Source organism: Hymenobacter plasmatis, from assembly GCF_020711255.1.
Lineage (GTDB): Bacteria > Bacteroidota > Bacteroidia > Cytophagales > Hymenobacteraceae > Hymenobacter.
Window position 1 is genome coordinate 15050 of the sequence record NZ_JAJFAW010000023.1, and the last position, 14732, is coordinate 29781.

General features: G+C 59.1%; 12 protein-coding genes. 7 read left to right on the forward strand and 5 right to left on the reverse strand.

The features are described 5' to 3' along the window. Positions 1-6: 6 nt before the first annotated feature. The 3 genes from secG to groL all read left to right on the forward strand — a co-directional run bounded on the left by secG (position 7) and on the right by groL (position 2694). Positions 7-420, forward strand: a complete 414-nt coding sequence (secG, locus tag LJ738_RS15810; protein ID WP_227787362.1) for a preprotein translocase subunit SecG — start codon at positions 7-9, stop codon at positions 418-420. Between the two features lie 269 nt (positions 421-689). Continuing rightward, positions 690-980 (forward strand): co-chaperone GroES, encoded by a 291-nt coding sequence (gene groES / locus LJ738_RS15815; protein ID WP_068195400.1) that lies wholly within the window; start codon positions 690-692, stop codon positions 978-980. 64 nt (positions 981-1044) lie between these two features. Beyond that, positions 1045-2694, forward strand: a complete 1650-nt coding sequence (gene groL / locus LJ738_RS15820; protein ID WP_227787363.1) for a chaperonin GroEL — start codon at positions 1045-1047, stop codon at positions 2692-2694. Between the two features lie 325 nt (positions 2695-3019). Here groL and LJ738_RS15825 read toward each other — a convergent pair whose 3' ends face one another. After that, entirely contained in the window at positions 3020-4591 is a 1572-nt protein-coding gene (locus tag LJ738_RS15825; protein WP_068195408.1) for a peptide MFS transporter, read from the reverse strand. A gap of 84 nt (positions 4592-4675) precedes the next feature. Next, entirely contained in the window at positions 4676-5635 is a 960-nt protein-coding gene (locus LJ738_RS15830; RefSeq protein WP_227787364.1) for an AraC family transcriptional regulator, read from the reverse strand. A 230-nt stretch (positions 5636-5865) separates the two neighbouring features. Between LJ738_RS15830 and pckA the strand changes: the two genes are divergently transcribed. Then, positions 5866-7503 carry a phosphoenolpyruvate carboxykinase (ATP) gene (pckA, locus tag LJ738_RS15835; protein WP_227787365.1) on the forward strand — a complete coding sequence of 546 codons (1638 nt, stop codon included), beginning with the start codon at positions 5866-5868 and terminating at the stop codon, positions 7501-7503. Between the two features lie 103 nt (positions 7504-7606). Here the strand turns inward: pckA and LJ738_RS15840 are convergent, their stop codons facing one another. Together LJ738_RS15840 and LJ738_RS15845 are read right to left on the reverse strand one after the other, a co-directional pair. Then, positions 7607-8143: a cupin domain-containing protein gene (locus LJ738_RS15840; protein WP_227787366.1), complete on the reverse strand. Its 537-nt coding sequence runs from the start codon at positions 8141-8143 to the stop codon at positions 7607-7609. Positions 8144-8396: 253 nt separating this feature from the next. Then, positions 8397-9437 carry an SDR family oxidoreductase gene (locus tag LJ738_RS15845; RefSeq protein ID WP_227787367.1) on the reverse strand — a complete coding sequence of 347 codons (1041 nt, stop codon included), beginning with the start codon at positions 9435-9437 and terminating at the stop codon, positions 8397-8399. 115 nt (positions 9438-9552) lie between these two features. On the opposite strand from LJ738_RS15845, the gene LJ738_RS15850 reads away from it, so the two are divergent. Then, positions 9553-10269: a 16S rRNA (uracil(1498)-N(3))-methyltransferase gene (locus LJ738_RS15850; protein WP_227787368.1), complete on the forward strand. Its 717-nt coding sequence runs from the start codon at positions 9553-9555 to the stop codon at positions 10267-10269. Positions 10270-10363: 94 nt separating this feature from the next. Here the strand turns inward: LJ738_RS15850 and LJ738_RS15855 are convergent, their stop codons facing one another. Further along, the gene (locus tag LJ738_RS15855; RefSeq protein WP_227787369.1) at positions 10364-11839 is read right to left on the reverse strand and encodes a sensor histidine kinase; all 1476 of its coding nucleotides are present in this window, start codon (positions 11837-11839) and stop codon (positions 10364-10366) included. Between the two features lie 256 nt (positions 11840-12095). Between LJ738_RS15855 and LJ738_RS15860 the strand changes: the two genes are divergently transcribed. Together LJ738_RS15860 and LJ738_RS15865 are read left to right on the forward strand one after the other, a co-directional pair. Further along, positions 12096-14315, forward strand: a complete 2220-nt coding sequence (locus LJ738_RS15860; RefSeq protein WP_227787370.1) for a sensor histidine kinase — start codon at positions 12096-12098, stop codon at positions 14313-14315. After that, positions 14315-14701, forward strand: coding sequence for a response regulator (locus LJ738_RS15865; protein ID WP_068195423.1), 387 nt, complete (start codon positions 14315-14317; stop codon positions 14699-14701). Before LJ738_RS15860 ends, LJ738_RS15865 begins: the two co-directional genes overlap by 1 nt. Positions 14702-14732 lie beyond the last annotated feature (31 nt).

Sequence of the window (14732 nt, forward strand, 5' to 3'; positions counted from 1 at the left end):
CTCCTCATGTACACTGCCCTCATCATTTTAATTCTTCTTGTGTGCTTTCTGCTGGCCCTCGTGGTGCTGGCTCAAAACCCCAAAGGCGGCGGAATTTCCAGCCAGTTCAGCGCTGGCGGTGCCGCCAGCATGATGGGCGTAAAGCGCACCGGCGATTTGCTTGAGAAACTGACCTGGGGCTTTGCAATCGGCCTGGTAGTGTTGTCGTTGGGCACCCACATGCTCACCTCCACTTCGGCTGGCCCCGTACGCAGCGTAAACCAGCAGCGCGCACTGGAGACTCGCCTGCCTGCTCCGGCCCCGGCTCCCAGCGCACCCGCTACCACAGCTCCTGGTGCCGCTACGGCTCCTGCAGCCACGACGCCTGCGCCTACGACGACGCCCGCTACTACCCCAGCAGCACCTGCTGACAAGAAGTAATTCAAGCGCACTCGACGCTACTGCTCTGCTAAAGCCGGTGGTTCCTCTTGGAGCCACCGGCTTTTTCGTTGCAAATCATTTGGCCGGTAGCAAGCCGACTCCTGGCAGTGGCCGGTTTTGGCGGCTCGCCAGCCATGGTTACACGTCAGGTCTGCCATATAGCAGTCTCCAATTCTGCCCATTTTGTCAGGTTTATGGCCCTGGCACGGGAAGTGACAGAAGGCCGTAAACGCTGATTTTTCATCCAACTCAATCCAAACACACACAGAATGGCACTTAGCATGAAACCGCTGGCCGACCGCGTAATCGTACGCGCCGCCGCCGCCGAGGAGAAAACCAAATCCGGTATCATCATCCCTGACACGGCCAAGGAGAAGCCCCAGCGCGGTGAAGTTGTAGCCGTGGGCGAAGGCAAAACCGCTGACAGCGGCTCCCTCATCAAGCCCCAGGTGAAGGTGGGCGACCAGGTGCTGTACGGCAAGTACGCCGGCACCGAAATCACCGTCGACGGCGAAGACCTGCTCATCATGCGCGAGTCGGACATTTTCGCTGTGCTCTAAGCCACGCGCTTAGACTGACCGAAAAAACCATCATTTCACCCTCCCAATTACTCCAACCCCAGAAATGGCTAAGAACATCCAATTCGACACCGAAGGCCGCGCCCGCTTGCAAGCCGGTGTGAACAAACTGGCGAATGCCGTAAAAGTGACCCTCGGTCCGAAAGGCCGCAACGTCATCATCGACAAGAAATTTGGCGCGCCTTCCATTACCAAAGACGGCGTGACCGTAGCCAAGGAAATTGAGTTGCGCGACCCCATCGAGAACATGGGCGCCCAGCTCGTGAAGGAAGTGGCCTCGAAAACGGCCGACCAGGCCGGCGACGGCACCACCACGGCTACCGTACTGGCCCAGGCCATCTACACCGCCGGCTCCAAAAACGTAGCCGCCGGGGCTAACCCGATGGACCTGAAGCGCGGCATCGACAAGGCCGTGCACGCCGTGGTAGCCAACCTGAAGTCCCAGTCGAAGAAGATTGAGAACTCGGCCGAAATTGCCCAGGTGGGCGCCATTTCGGCCAACAACGACATGGAAATCGGCCAGATGATTGCCGATGCCATGGACAAAGTGGGCAAGGAAGGCGTTATCACGGTAGAAGAAGCCCGTGGCACCGAAACCGAAGTTAAAACGGTGGAAGGCATGCAGTTTGACCGCGGCTACCTCTCCCCTTACTTCGTGACCAATCCGGAGAAAATGGAGGTGGAGTTCGACTCGCCTTACGTGCTTATCTACGACAAGAAGGTGAGCACCATGAAGGAGCTGCTGCCCGTGCTCGAGCAAGTGCTCCAGACCGGCAAGCCCCTGGTTATCATCTCCGAAGATGTTGACGGCGAAGCCCTAGCTACGCTGGTGGTAAACAAGCTGCGCGGCTCGCTGAAAATCGCGGCCGTGAAGGCTCCTGGCTTCGGCGACCGCCGCAAGGCCATGCTGGAAGACATTGCCACCCTCACGGGTGGTACCGTCATCAGCGAAGAGCAGGGCTACAAGCTCGAAAACGCGACGTTGGAGTACCTCGGCACGGCTGAGAAAATCATCATCGACAAAGACAACACCACCATCGTGAACGGCAAGGGCTCGAAAGAGGCCATCACCGGCCGTATCAGCCAGATTAAGGCGCAGATGGAAACCACTACCTCGGACTACGACAAAGAGAAACTGCAGGAGCGCCTCGCTAAGTTGAGCGGCGGTGTGGCCATTCTCTACATCGGTGCTTCGACGGAAGTGGAAATGAAAGAGAAAAAAGACCGGGTTGACGATGCCCTGCACGCTACCCGCGCCGCCGTTGAGGAAGGCGTGGTACCCGGCGGCGGCGTGGCCCTGGTGCGTGCCATTGAAGCTCTGGCAGCTGTGGAAACCCGCAACTCCGACGAGCGCACGGGTGTGAACATCATCCGCACGGCCCTTGAGGCGCCCCTGCGCTGCATCGTGCAGAACTCGGGTGGCGAAGGCTCGGTGGTAGTACAGAAGGTACGCGAAGGCAGCGGCGACTACGGCTATAATGCCCGCGAAGACCGTTACGAAAACCTCGTGGCCGCTGGTATCATCGACCCGACCAAAGTAACCCGCCTTGCGCTGGAGAACGCTGCTTCTATCGCCGGCTTGCTGCTGACGACCGAAGCTGTGATTTCGGACGAGCCCGAGCCCAAGGACAACGGCCATGCCCACGGCGGTGACGGTGGTATGGGTGGCATGGGCGGCATGGGCGGCATGATGTAAGTCAAGCCGTTTACAGCCCTTCGCTGTGAATACAAAAGCCCCGCTGGCAATGCCAGCGGGGCTTTTTGTTGGGCTATACCTAACTCAATACTACGTCTGTCATGCTGAGCTGGCGAAGCATCTTATCAAGTTAGAACGAATCGTGCTGACCTGATAAGATGCTTCGCCAGCTCAGCATGACAGACGGTGGGTTAAAGATGTTGCCGGTTGTCCAAAAAGCCGCCTTGATTAGGCACGTTCACTTAAAGCAAAGAACCAAAAGCCACAAAAAAGCCCTCGGCACTACAGCGCCGGGGGCTTTTTTGCAAATAATACCGAGCTAACCTTACACTTGCGGGACAGGTGCGGGGTAGTTGCGGGCGTCCATCATCTTGGCCAGCTTGCCGCTGATAAGGAACAGGATGCCAGCAGCTACAGCGGCCGATACTACGAAGACCATGAAGAAATCGTAGAGGTTGGTGATGTGGAAGCCGAGCAACACCGGCGCCGGAGCGGTCGATTTGGGGTCGGGGTACAGGCTGCTCATGTAGCCGGCCAGGTAGTTGGCAGCGGCGTTGGCCAGGAACCAAACGGCCATCAGCAGGGAAGCAAATTTCACCGGAGCCAGCTTGTTTACGAGGGACAGGCCGATGGGCGACAGGCACAGTTCGCCAACTGAGTGCAGGAAGTAGAGCGCTACCAGGAAGAACATGCTCACTTTCACGCCGGGCTGCAGGTTGTGCACGCCAAAGCACATGACCAGGTAGCCGGCTGCCAGGAAGGCCAGGCCCATGGCCATTTTGAGGGGGGATGGCGGCTCGGCACCGCGGCGGCCCAGGGCCGTCCAGACCATGGCCATGAGCGGCGCGCCCACCACCACGAAGATGGCGTTCAGGTTTTGGAAAATACTGGCCGGCAGGGTAAAGCCGAAGATGGTCCGGTTCATCTGCTCGTCGGCAAAGAACGTGAGCGAGGCCGGGGCCTGCTCGAAAGCTGCCCAGAAGAATACCACGAAGAAGGACACGATGAAAATGACCATAATGCCCTTGACATCGGCCCCACTCAACGATTTATCACTGAAAATCATGTAGGTGATGCCCAACACGGCTACGCCCAGCAGCGGGGCAATGGTGGGGAACTTGGCGGAATCGAGCCACAGAATGCCTAGAATAATGGCCAACAGCACCGGCAGCAAGGCATACACGCCCATGATACCGCCCGAAATGGCCGGCGTTTCGCCCACCTGCACCCCCTCGGGCGTGCGCAGATACTTGTCTTTGCCCCAATTGAATACCACGGTACCCAGCAGCATGGCAATGCCGCAGGCTAAGAAGGCCCAGCGGAAGTCGGCCGGATTGCCGGTGTCGCCGATGAGGCTGGTGATGGTGTTGCCAATGAACGAGCCCAGGTTGATGCCCATGTAGAAGATGGTGTAGGCCGCATCCTTGCGCTTGTCGGCGGGGGAATAGAGGGAGCCCACCATGCTCGAAATATTAGGCTTAAAGAAGCCGTTGCCCACAATCATCACGCCCAGGCCCAGGTACAGCAGCCAGTGGCTGAGGGCGTGGGTGCTCTCGGGACCATAGTTCGAAGCCGAGAAAAACAGCGTGAACTGCCCCAGCGCCATGAGCAAACCACCCGTGAGAATGGAGCGCCGGTTGCCCCAGTAGCGGTCAGAGATAAAGCCACCGATGAGCGGGGTGAGGTACACCAGGCTGGTGTAGCCGCCGTAGAATTTGGACGCGAAGGCCTTGTCCATCATCATGGCCTTGGTGAGGAACAGCACGAGCACGGCCCGCATGCCGTAGTAGCTGAACCGCTCCCACATTTCGGTCGCGAACAGCAGGTACAGCCCGCGCGGGTGGCTCGTGGATTCCGCTGACAGGGGTTGCTCGGTTTGAGCAGGAATGGTTTGCATGAGGAAAACTAGGATGAGAAATGAGGTGGGAAGCGAAAAAAACCAGCCCCCATGCGCAAGCAATGCAATACGGGCACGGTAAATCTAGGAAAGTTTCGGCATTATGAAGCCCGCGGCCGGCTCGCTTGATTCGGTGGGCTCCAGCGTAGCCGCTTTGGCGGGGCTCTCGCTGCGGTAGGCCTTGGCGCGGTAGGCGCCGGGCGAGAGGCCGGTTTGCTTGCGGAAAAACCGGGTGAAGTACCCGGGGTCCACAAACTGCAGCTCGTAGGCAATTTCTGCCACCGAGAGCGAGGTGTAGAGCAAGTAATTGTGGGCCTTGCGAATGGTGTGGGCCTGCACAATCTGCTGGGCCGTTTTGCCCTTCACGGCCTGGCAGATGCGGTTGAGGTGGACCTGCGTAATCTTGAGCTCCCGGGCAAATTCCGAAATCTTCTTGTCGAAGGGCGCGGTGCGCTCAATGGCTTTTTGAAACTCGCGGAAGTAGTGCAGGGCGCGGTTGGGACTTTCCTCCTTGCGGCGGTTGTGGTGCAGCAGCCGGAATATCTTCACAAACAGCAGCTTGAAGTAGCCGTTCAGCGCCAGCTGCTTGCCGGGCAGCTCCGAGTAGATTTCCTCGTGAATCTGCTGCTCCAGCGCCAGCAAATCGGCAAAGCTTACTTCGGAGCTGAAATCGGACAGGATGTGCACGGTGTTTAGCTCCACCAGCACGCCGGGCGCGGCCTGCAGGATGGTATCGAGCAGGGCTTCGGAGAGCGTGAGCGTGCGGCCCTTCACCTGCGGGCTGAAGGTGAAACCGTGCACCGTATTGGCCGGGATGATGACGAGGCAGGGCGTGGTCAGCTCCACTACTTCCGGGGCTTCGAAGGAAGCGCGGCCCGCTTCAAGAAAAAACAGCTGAAACAGGTTTTCGTGCAGGTGGGGCTTCAGGCCCCAGTCGGTGAGGCGCTGCCGGGGCACAATAAGCTGGCTCTGGAGGTAATCGTGCGAAATCTGCGCCTTGCTGTCGCCGTAAATCCCGTTGTAGCGCGCGATATCAGTTGCCATAAATCGGAAATAATAGTAGGGACAAAGCAAACCTAATGAAATTCATACGTTATATTAATACTGCTTGCACAAGCTCAATAGTGGACCTTTCGTATTCAATAGTAAACAATTTATCAGACAAGGTTTAATTTGTCCCGTTAAAGAAACGAATTGTTTCACTGCCCGAAGCCCGGGGATTTCTACCTTTGCACCCTCACACAAGCAAACTCCCACCCAACACTTTTCTCCCCATGCAAGAATCCACCACGCTTGCTGATACCTCCCGCAATCGTTTGCAGGCCCTTGGCTTCAACGAAACGGCTACCGTGCACCTTAATTTGTCCCCTGCTGCCCTCATTGAGCACGCTTTGCGCAATGGCGAAGGCCACCTCACCGACACCGGCGCACTGATGGCCGACACCGGCAAATTCACGGGCCGCTCGCCCAAGGACCGGTTTGTGGTGAAGGATGCCAACACCGAAGACAGCGTGTGGTGGGGCGACATCAACATCCCGTTCGAGGCCGACAAGTTTGACCAGCTCCACCAGAAAATGGTGGCGTACCTGGCCACCAAAGAGCTGTACGTGCGCGAAGCCTACGCCGGCGCCAACCCCGACTACCAGCTCAAGCTGCGCATCGTGAACGAGCAGGCCTGGCACAACCTCTTTTGCTACAACATGTTCCTGCGCCCCGAAGCCGGGGCTGATACCAGCTGGACGCCCGATTTCAGCATCATCTGCGCGCCGGGCTTCGAAGCCGACCCCGCCGTGGACGGCACCCGCCAGCCCAACTTCGCCATCATCAACTTCACCAAGAAGATGATTCTGATTGGCGGCACGGGCTACGCCGGCGAGATGAAAAAGGGCATTTTTGGCGTGCTGAACTACATTTTGCCGCATGAGCGCAACACACTGCCCATGCACTGCTCGGCCAACGTGGGCGAAGCTGGCGACACCGCCATTTTCTTCGGCCTCTCCGGCACGGGCAAAACCACCCTTTCCGCCGACCCCAACCGCGGCCTCATCGGCGACGACGAGCACGGCTGGACGCCCGATGCCGGCATCTTCAACTTTGAAGGCGGCTGCTACGCCAAGGTGATAGACCTGAGCAAGGAGAAGGAGCCCCAGATTTGGGACGCCATCCGGTTCGGCTCCATTGTGGAGAACACGCGCTTCCTCCCCGGCACCAACACGGTGGACTACACCAACAAGTCGGTAACGGAAAACACCCGCGCGGCCTACCCCATCAACTTCATCGACAACGCCATCGAGCCTTCGGTGGCCGATGCCCCCAAGAACATTTTCTTCCTGACCGCCGATGCCTTCGGCGTGCTGCCTCCCATCAGCAAGCTCGACAAGAGCCACGCTATGTACCTGTTCATGTCGGGCTACACGGCCAAGGTGGCCGGCACCGAAATGGGCGTAACTGAGCCGCAAACCACGTTCTCGGCCTGCTTCGGCGCCGTATTCCTGCCCCTGCACCCCACCAAGTACGCCGAGATGCTGGGCAAGAAGATGGACGAAAACCCCGACATCAACGTGTGGCTCATTAACACCGGCTGGACCGGCGGCAGCTACGGCGTGGGCCACCGCATGAAGTTGAGCTATACCCGCACCATGATTACGGCCGCCCTCAACGGCCTGCTCGACCAAGTGAAGTTCACCAAGCACGCCGTGTTTGGGGTGGAAGTACCCGGCGCGGTGCCCGGCGTGCCCGCCGAAATCCTGGACCCCCGCAACACCTGGGCCGACAAAGAAGCCTACGATAAAACCGCCGCTTCGCTGGCCGATAAGTTCGTGGAAAACTTCAAGAAGTACGCCGACTTTGCGAATGAAGAAATAATGGCCGGCGCGCCGAAAGTAGCCGCCGAGGCCACCGCTACTGCTTAGGTTCTTGCCGATTGCAGCCCAAAAACGCCCCGCTGGCTATCGAGCCAGCGGGGCGTTTGGCGTTGTTCCCCGCTTAGCAGGAAGCATTAAGCGAAAGCCCAGCTCAGTCCACGGCCAGGGGCGGCCCTACTATCTTCATTTCATGAGCCGCAAAAAGTTGAGCCATTTCGGCCGGGGTTGGCTCATGCGTCAGGGCCGCCAGGGCTACAAAGAACTCCTCTAGCTTGCCCGCAGGCTGCAGCGTTACGTACATTTTTCCGCGCTCAGAAACCTGCGTCCACGCATGGGGCACTTTTCTGGGCAGGAAAATGCACTCGCCCGACTTGAGCTGAAATTTCTGGTCGCCCACCTGGAAGTAATACTCCCCTTCCAGCACGGTAAATATTTCGTCCTGAGAATGGTGCAGATGCAGCGGCGTGCCTCTTTTGGGCGAAAGACTGGTTTGCTCAAATATGGCCAAAGCGCCGGCCGTGTCTTTGCCCGACACTTTCACATCCAAAACATTAGCGTTGACACCTTTCAATTGGATATGGCCATGAAAGCGCCCTTCCCCGGCCGCTACCTTAAAGCCCTTGCCCGGGGCCACGGCATGTAGCCCAAAGGCAGGCGGTATGGCTACAGCGGGAACCCCAGCCGCCATCGACAAGAGAAATTTTCGCCTTTTCATACAGCAAGGAGAATCAAGTTGGTGTAGAAGGCCCGGGCGCTGCTACTTTCAGCAGGGGCTGGCCAGGTCTGTCTCGCATGGCAGCAGACCATTCAGACAGGCGTTATTACCGGGTTAATATACCAATAATTAGATGGTTAACTTAATCAGCATACCAAAACGCCGTGGTGCGAACGGGCCACAGCCCGCCCGTCCCACAGCGTTTTAGAGCCCGCAGGAGCCAGTGCTACGATTGCGGTTCCTTCACCTTACCGGCGCTGGCCTTACCCGAGCGGCTCATGACGGCGGCCAGCCCCACGCCGGCCCCGGCCAGCACGGCAGCCGTTACCAGCGGGTGCGTGGTGGCGGCGGTGTAAATGCTGGTTTCGCGGGTGTGGCCGGGGTAATTGCCGCGCTCTTCCAAATGGGCAGCGGCATGGTCGAGGCCATTATCGCTACGCGGCTGAGCACGGCGGGCTGCTTTAGACTGCCGCGAAAACACCTTTTCCATGAACTTGTCGGTGAGGCGCGGGGCATAGTGCGCCATAGTGGTAATCGCCTTGCCCCCACCGCCCACGGTCACCTCCGCCTGGCCGGTTTCGGCGCAGTGCAGAATGGCATCGGCCACAATCTCGGGCGCGTAGGCCGGCGGGGCGTGCTGGGGCTCGCGGTCCATGAAATTCTTGGCGTGGAGCGTGTAAGGCGTGTCGATGGCGGCCGGCTTGATGAGCGACACGGCCACCGGGGCGCCCTCCATTTCCAGTTCCATGCGCAGGCCATCGGTGAAGCCTTTCACGGCGTGCTTGCTGGCGCTGTAGACGGTTTGGAGGATGGCCGTGGCTTCTGACAGCACACTGCCAATATTAATGAGGGTACCGCCCCGGAGTTTGAGGTGCTTCACGGCTTCGAGGGAGCCGTAAATCAGGCCCCACACGTTGGTATCAAACAGCTTGCGCATGTCCTCGATAGGCATTTCCTCCACTTTGCCGTACATCGACACCCCGGCGTCGTTCACCCAGGTATCGAAGCCGCCAAAGCGCTGGATTGCGACTTGGGCAATACGGTGCACATCGGCCGGCTGGCTCACGTCGGCCACCACGTAGATGGCCTCGCCGCCGGCGTTGTTTATTTCGGCAGTGAGCTGGCGCAAAGCCTCTTCCGTGCGGGCCGCCAGCACGAGCCGGGCGCCTTCTTTGGCCGCCATACGGGCCGTAACCAAACCAATGCCCGAGGACGCACCGGTGATGACCATAACCTGGTTGTGCAGTTTTTTGAGGGTAAGTTTCATAAGCGGATAGGGAATAATAGTGGGTAAAGAGCTACAGGTTACGCGGCCGGCAACCAGTGGTTATGGTTGGGCTTGGGCAAGAGAGTTCAGCTTGGCTGAGCCATATTTTGGCTCAATGCCGTTCTTTGCAACCATGTACACGTTCTACGCGCCCGACCTCAGCGGCCCCAATTATACCCTGCCCGAAGACGAAAGCAAACACGCGGTGCGGGTGCTGCGCCTCGGCCCCGGCGATGCCGTGGAGCTGCTCGACGGCCGGGGTGGCCGCTACGCCGCCGCCGTGGCCGATGCCAACCCCAAGCGCTGCCAGCTGCGCATCACCCAGCACGAAACCCTGCCGCCCCGCTCCTACTTCACGCACGTGGCCGTGGCCCCCACCAAAAACCTCGACCGCATGGAGTGGTTCGTGGAGAAAGCCGTGGAAGTGGGCGTCGAGCGCATCACGTTTCTGCGCTGCGCCCGCTCCGAGCGCCGCGAACTGAAGCTGGAGCGCCTCGAGAAAATTGCCATCAGCGCCCTGAAGCAGTCGGGGCAGGCGTGGCTGCCGCAGCTGGATGAGCTCACGGATTACGCGGAGTTTGTGAATGCCCTTGACCCCGCCACCACCTTCATTGCCCACTTGGCCGATGATGAGCGCACGGCCCTTTCCAGCGTAGCCGCCGCGGGCGCGGGCTGCTGCGTGCTCATTGGCCCGGAGGGCGATTTTACCCCGGCTGAAATTGCTCTGGCGCGCGGCCGGGGCATCCGGCCGGTTACGCTCGGGGCGTCGCGCCTGCGCACCGAAACGGCCGCGCTGGCCGCTGTTTTCACGGCCCACCTCTCTAGGGAATAACCGCCAGCAGCTACTCCTGGCACATGCGGGCCAGAAGCAGGGTTTTCAATAGCTCAACCTAGAATAGCTCAACCTAGAAGTTAGGCGGAAATAGCTAGTGGGCTGATGTCGGCAGGAACACGGTAAACTCGCTAAACTCCCCTAACACCGACTTTGCGGTTAGGCTGCCGTTGTGGCCCTTGGTCACGATGTCGTAGCTCAACGACAAGCCCAAGCCGGTGCCTTCGCCGGGAGGCTTGGTAGTGAAAAACGGGTGGAAAATCTTATCCATGATGTTGGGTGGAATACCGGTGCCATTGTCCCGCACCCGGATTATCACGCCCTGCGCCGTGCGCTGGGTACTCACCGACACCGCGGGATTATAGGTGCCGGCGGGAAGCTGCTCGGCCTTCTTGCGCACGGCATAAAAGGCATTATTGAACAAGTTGAGCAGCACGCGGCCCATGTCCTCTACCACCACGGGCACCGGGCCCAGGCGCAGGTTGAAGTCGGTGGAAACAGCGGCGTTGAAGTCCTTGTACTTGGCGCGCAGGCCGTGGTAAGACAGGCGCAGGTACTCATCGGCCAGTGCATTGAGGTCGGTGGGCTTTCGTTCGCCGCTGCTGGCCCGCGAGTGCTGCAGCATGCTGCGCACGATGCTGCCCGCCCGATCGGAGTGTTCGTTCACCTTGCGCTGGGTTTGGGCCAAATCATCCAGCACGTGAGTGAGCGCCTGCTTTCCCTTCTCCGAGAGTGCCTCGTGGTTCAGCCCCTCGCGCAACTCTTCCACCAGCTCCAGCCCCACTTCCGAGAAGTTGTCGACGAAGTTGAGCGGGTTTTGAATCTCGTGGGCGATGCCAGCGGTGAGGGCTCCCAGTGATGCTAGCTTTTCCTGCTGGATGAGCTGGGTCTGGGTGTCTTTCAGGTGCTGCAGGGATTCGGCCAGCGAGTCATTCTTGACAGTCAGCAAATGCTCCTGACGGAAATTCTCGGTCCGAAAAAAGTAGACCACCACAAACAGCGTCATGAAAACCAGCAGCACGTTGACATCATAAAAGTGGGCGCTGTTAGGTACGTAGAGCAAGGGCTGAACCAGCGGAATGGCATGCCGAACCGCAAAAAAGGCGGCCACATTCAACGAAAAGAGGAGGATGAGCTTCCAGAAATTGCGGAAGAACAGCATGGGCACGATGCTGTTCGAAATCAGGTAGTATTCTACCCCGTCGTACTTGCGGGCAATGGCAATCAGCGAGCATAAGATGGTCACGCTCAGAATGCAGTAGTACGCGGCCGCGTCGTAGCGGCGGTGGTAGTTGAAGAACAGCGGTGGCAGGTTGAGAAACACCCCGCTCAGGCAAATCCGGAAGGTGAGCCAATCCGGCGAATTCATAAAAACCAGTACGTAGCCCGCATATATGGCAATGGTAACCAGGCTGATGCCATTGAGCAGATGCACCCGTTTCCGCTGCCAAACCGTGAGCGACGGCTCCACTCCGATGTTGATGAGGCGCTGCCAGAGCTTCACCACCGGCAGCAACAGCCTTCTCCCCCGGCTCGGAATCGCATTTTCCATGGCAAACGATTGAGGCATAAGCATAACAGAAGAAGGACCCAAGTAATGTTAAGCAATAATGTGTAATTTATTCAAACAATGTTAACATTATATTTAGGCCACCCAGTAGCCCAACCGGCCACAAAGCCGGAGGGCCTTGCCGCCTTAGCCATCCACGCCAACAGTCAGTTTTAGCCCAATAAAAGCCCAGGAATGACCATCGGTTAGCTCAATAAATCAGGCGACTAATACAATTCATTTCTGCTCTCGTGACCGAAAAGCCATGCCTTGCTCTTTGCCGCAAAAAGCTTTGTTATTCCTGCTGCTGGTTTGGGCCGGGCAGCTGGCGGTGGCGCAGCCGGCCCGGCAGCCGGCCGTAACCCTGCAGCAAATGCCGGACGGCGGAATTGAGCTGGAAAAAGGATGGACCTTCCACGCCGGCGACAACCCCGACTGGGCCCGGCCCGACCTTGACGACAGCCAGTGGCAGCCCCTAAACCCAACCGTGGGCCTGGAGCAGCTGCCGCCCCAGGTGAAGCAAGCCGGCATTGGCTGGCTCCGGCTGCGGTTTCGGCTGGGCCCCGCGCTGCAGCACCGGGCCTTGGCACTGAGCATTTTCCAGTACGCGGCATCGGAAGTGTACCTTAACGGCCGGCTGCTGCGCCGCTACGGCACCGTGAGCGCCAACCCTGCCCTTGTGCAGCCCTACTGGCCCGATGGCGAACCCATTGAGCTGCCCGCCAGCAGCGCCGGGGCCGAGCAGGTGCTGGCGGTGCGCTTTGCGCAGTGGGCGCCCTTCCGGGCATTTAATTCCTTTTTCGTGCCCATGCTGGTGGAAGCGCACCTGACCGGGCTGCCGCAGCTGGTGCAGAATTTCGAGCAGGAAGCCACCTTCAAAACGTCGGACATGTTGCTTTTCGGCGCTTTCCTGTTGCTGAGCATGCTGCACTTTGCCTACTACTACTACAACTCGACCCAGAACGCCAACATCTACTTTGCCCTGTACACCCTGCTCACGGCCTGCAGCTTTTGCTTCACCGGGTTTCTGGACGAAATCCATCGGCTCAACCTGCGGATTGTGGCTGATATCCTCTCCTACGTGTGCATCCAGACGGGCGGGATGCTGGCCGTGCGCGCCCTCTACTGCCTGTTTAATGTGCGCATCAGCCTCATCTATTATTCTTTGTGGGTGGCCAACGTGGTGAGCCTACTGCTGCTCACGTTTGGCCCGCAACTGAGCTGGTACCCCACGGTGATATTCATGGTGCTGGTCACGGCCGAGCAGCTGCGCCTCACGCTGGGGGCCCTGCGCCGCACCAAGCGCGCGGCCGGCATCATTGCGGCCGGGTATGGCGTGGCGCTGAGCTTGCTGCTGGTATTTGCCTACATGGCCCGGTACCACGCCAAGCTGCTGCACGTGGAGTTCCTGTCCATTCCGCTGCACACGCTGCTCACGTTTCCAGCCTTTCTGAGCCCGGTGCTGGCCATTTCGCTTTTCCTCACCCGCCGCTTTGCCCTCAACGGGCGGCTGCTGGCCATCAAGCTCGACCAGGTGCGCCGGCTCTCGAGCCAAACCCTGGCCCAGCAGCACGAAAAGCAACAGCTCCTGGCCCAACAAAATGAAACCCTGGAGCGGCTGGTGCAGCAGCGCACCGCCGCCCTGCAGCAAACGCTCGACAACCTGCAAAACACACAGCACCAGCTCATTGAGCGCGAGAAAATGGCCAGCCTGGGGGAGCTGACGGCCGGTATTGCCCACGAGATTCAGAACCCGCTCAACTTCGTCAATAACTTCGCCGATGTGGCCGTGGAGCTACTCACGGAGCTCAAGGAAGGCCCCCTGCTCACCTTGCCCGAAGCAGAGAAAAAAACCGCCGACGACCTGGTTGACGAGCTCACCCAGGACCTGGACAAGATTACCTACCACGGCCACCGGGCCGACAGCATTGTGAAAGGCATGCTGGAGCACAGCCGCGCCAACCCCGGCCAGCGCCAGCCCACCGACCTCAACCGCCTCGCCGACGAATACATGCGCCTCTCCTACCACGGCCTGCGCGCCAAAGACAAGTCCTTCAACGCCACCCTCACCACCGACTTCGACAACAACCTGAAACCTGTGGAAGTAGTGGCCCAGGACATGGGCCGGGTCTTGCTCAACTTGTTCAATAACGCCTTCTACGCCGTGCAGCAGCGCCAAAAGCTCGGGCAAGATGGCTACCGGCCCGAGGTCTGCGTGAAAACCCAACAGCTGCCGCACGGGCAGGTCGCCATCCGGGTGAAGGACAACGGCACGGGCATGACTGACGCCGTGCGGCAGCGTATTTTCCAGCCCTTCTTTACCACCAAGCCCACTGGCGAAGGCACGGGCTTGGGCCTCTCGTTGAGCTATGATATTGTGACCAAAGGCCACAACGGCACCATTACGGTGGATTCCAAGCCGGGGGAATACACCGAGTTTACGATTTGCCTGCCCGTAAACGGCGAAAATGTTCAGGCATTAACCTATGCTGTATGATGAAGATTCTGGTTGTCGACGACGAATTGGATGTCAAGCTGCTGTTTGAGCAGCGGTTCCGGCGCGAAATCCGCGACGGGTTGCTTTCGTTTGCCTTCGCTTTTTCGGGCGAAGAGGCGCTCAATTACCTCTCGCAGGAGCAGCATTACTCGGAAGTGGTGCTCATCTTGTCTGACATTAACATGCCCGGCATGAGCGGTTTGGAGCTGCTCCGCAACATCAAGGTGGAACACCCCATTCCGCCCCCCACCGTGATGATAATCACGGCCTACGGCGATTCCGAAAGCTACTCTAAAGCCATGCAGCTCGGCGCCAGCGACTTCCTGGTGAAGCCCATCGACTTCACGCTGCTCAAGCAAAAGCTCATGCCGCTCAGCAATTCCTAAGCGCCGCGCCCTGAAAATACGCGTTACGATG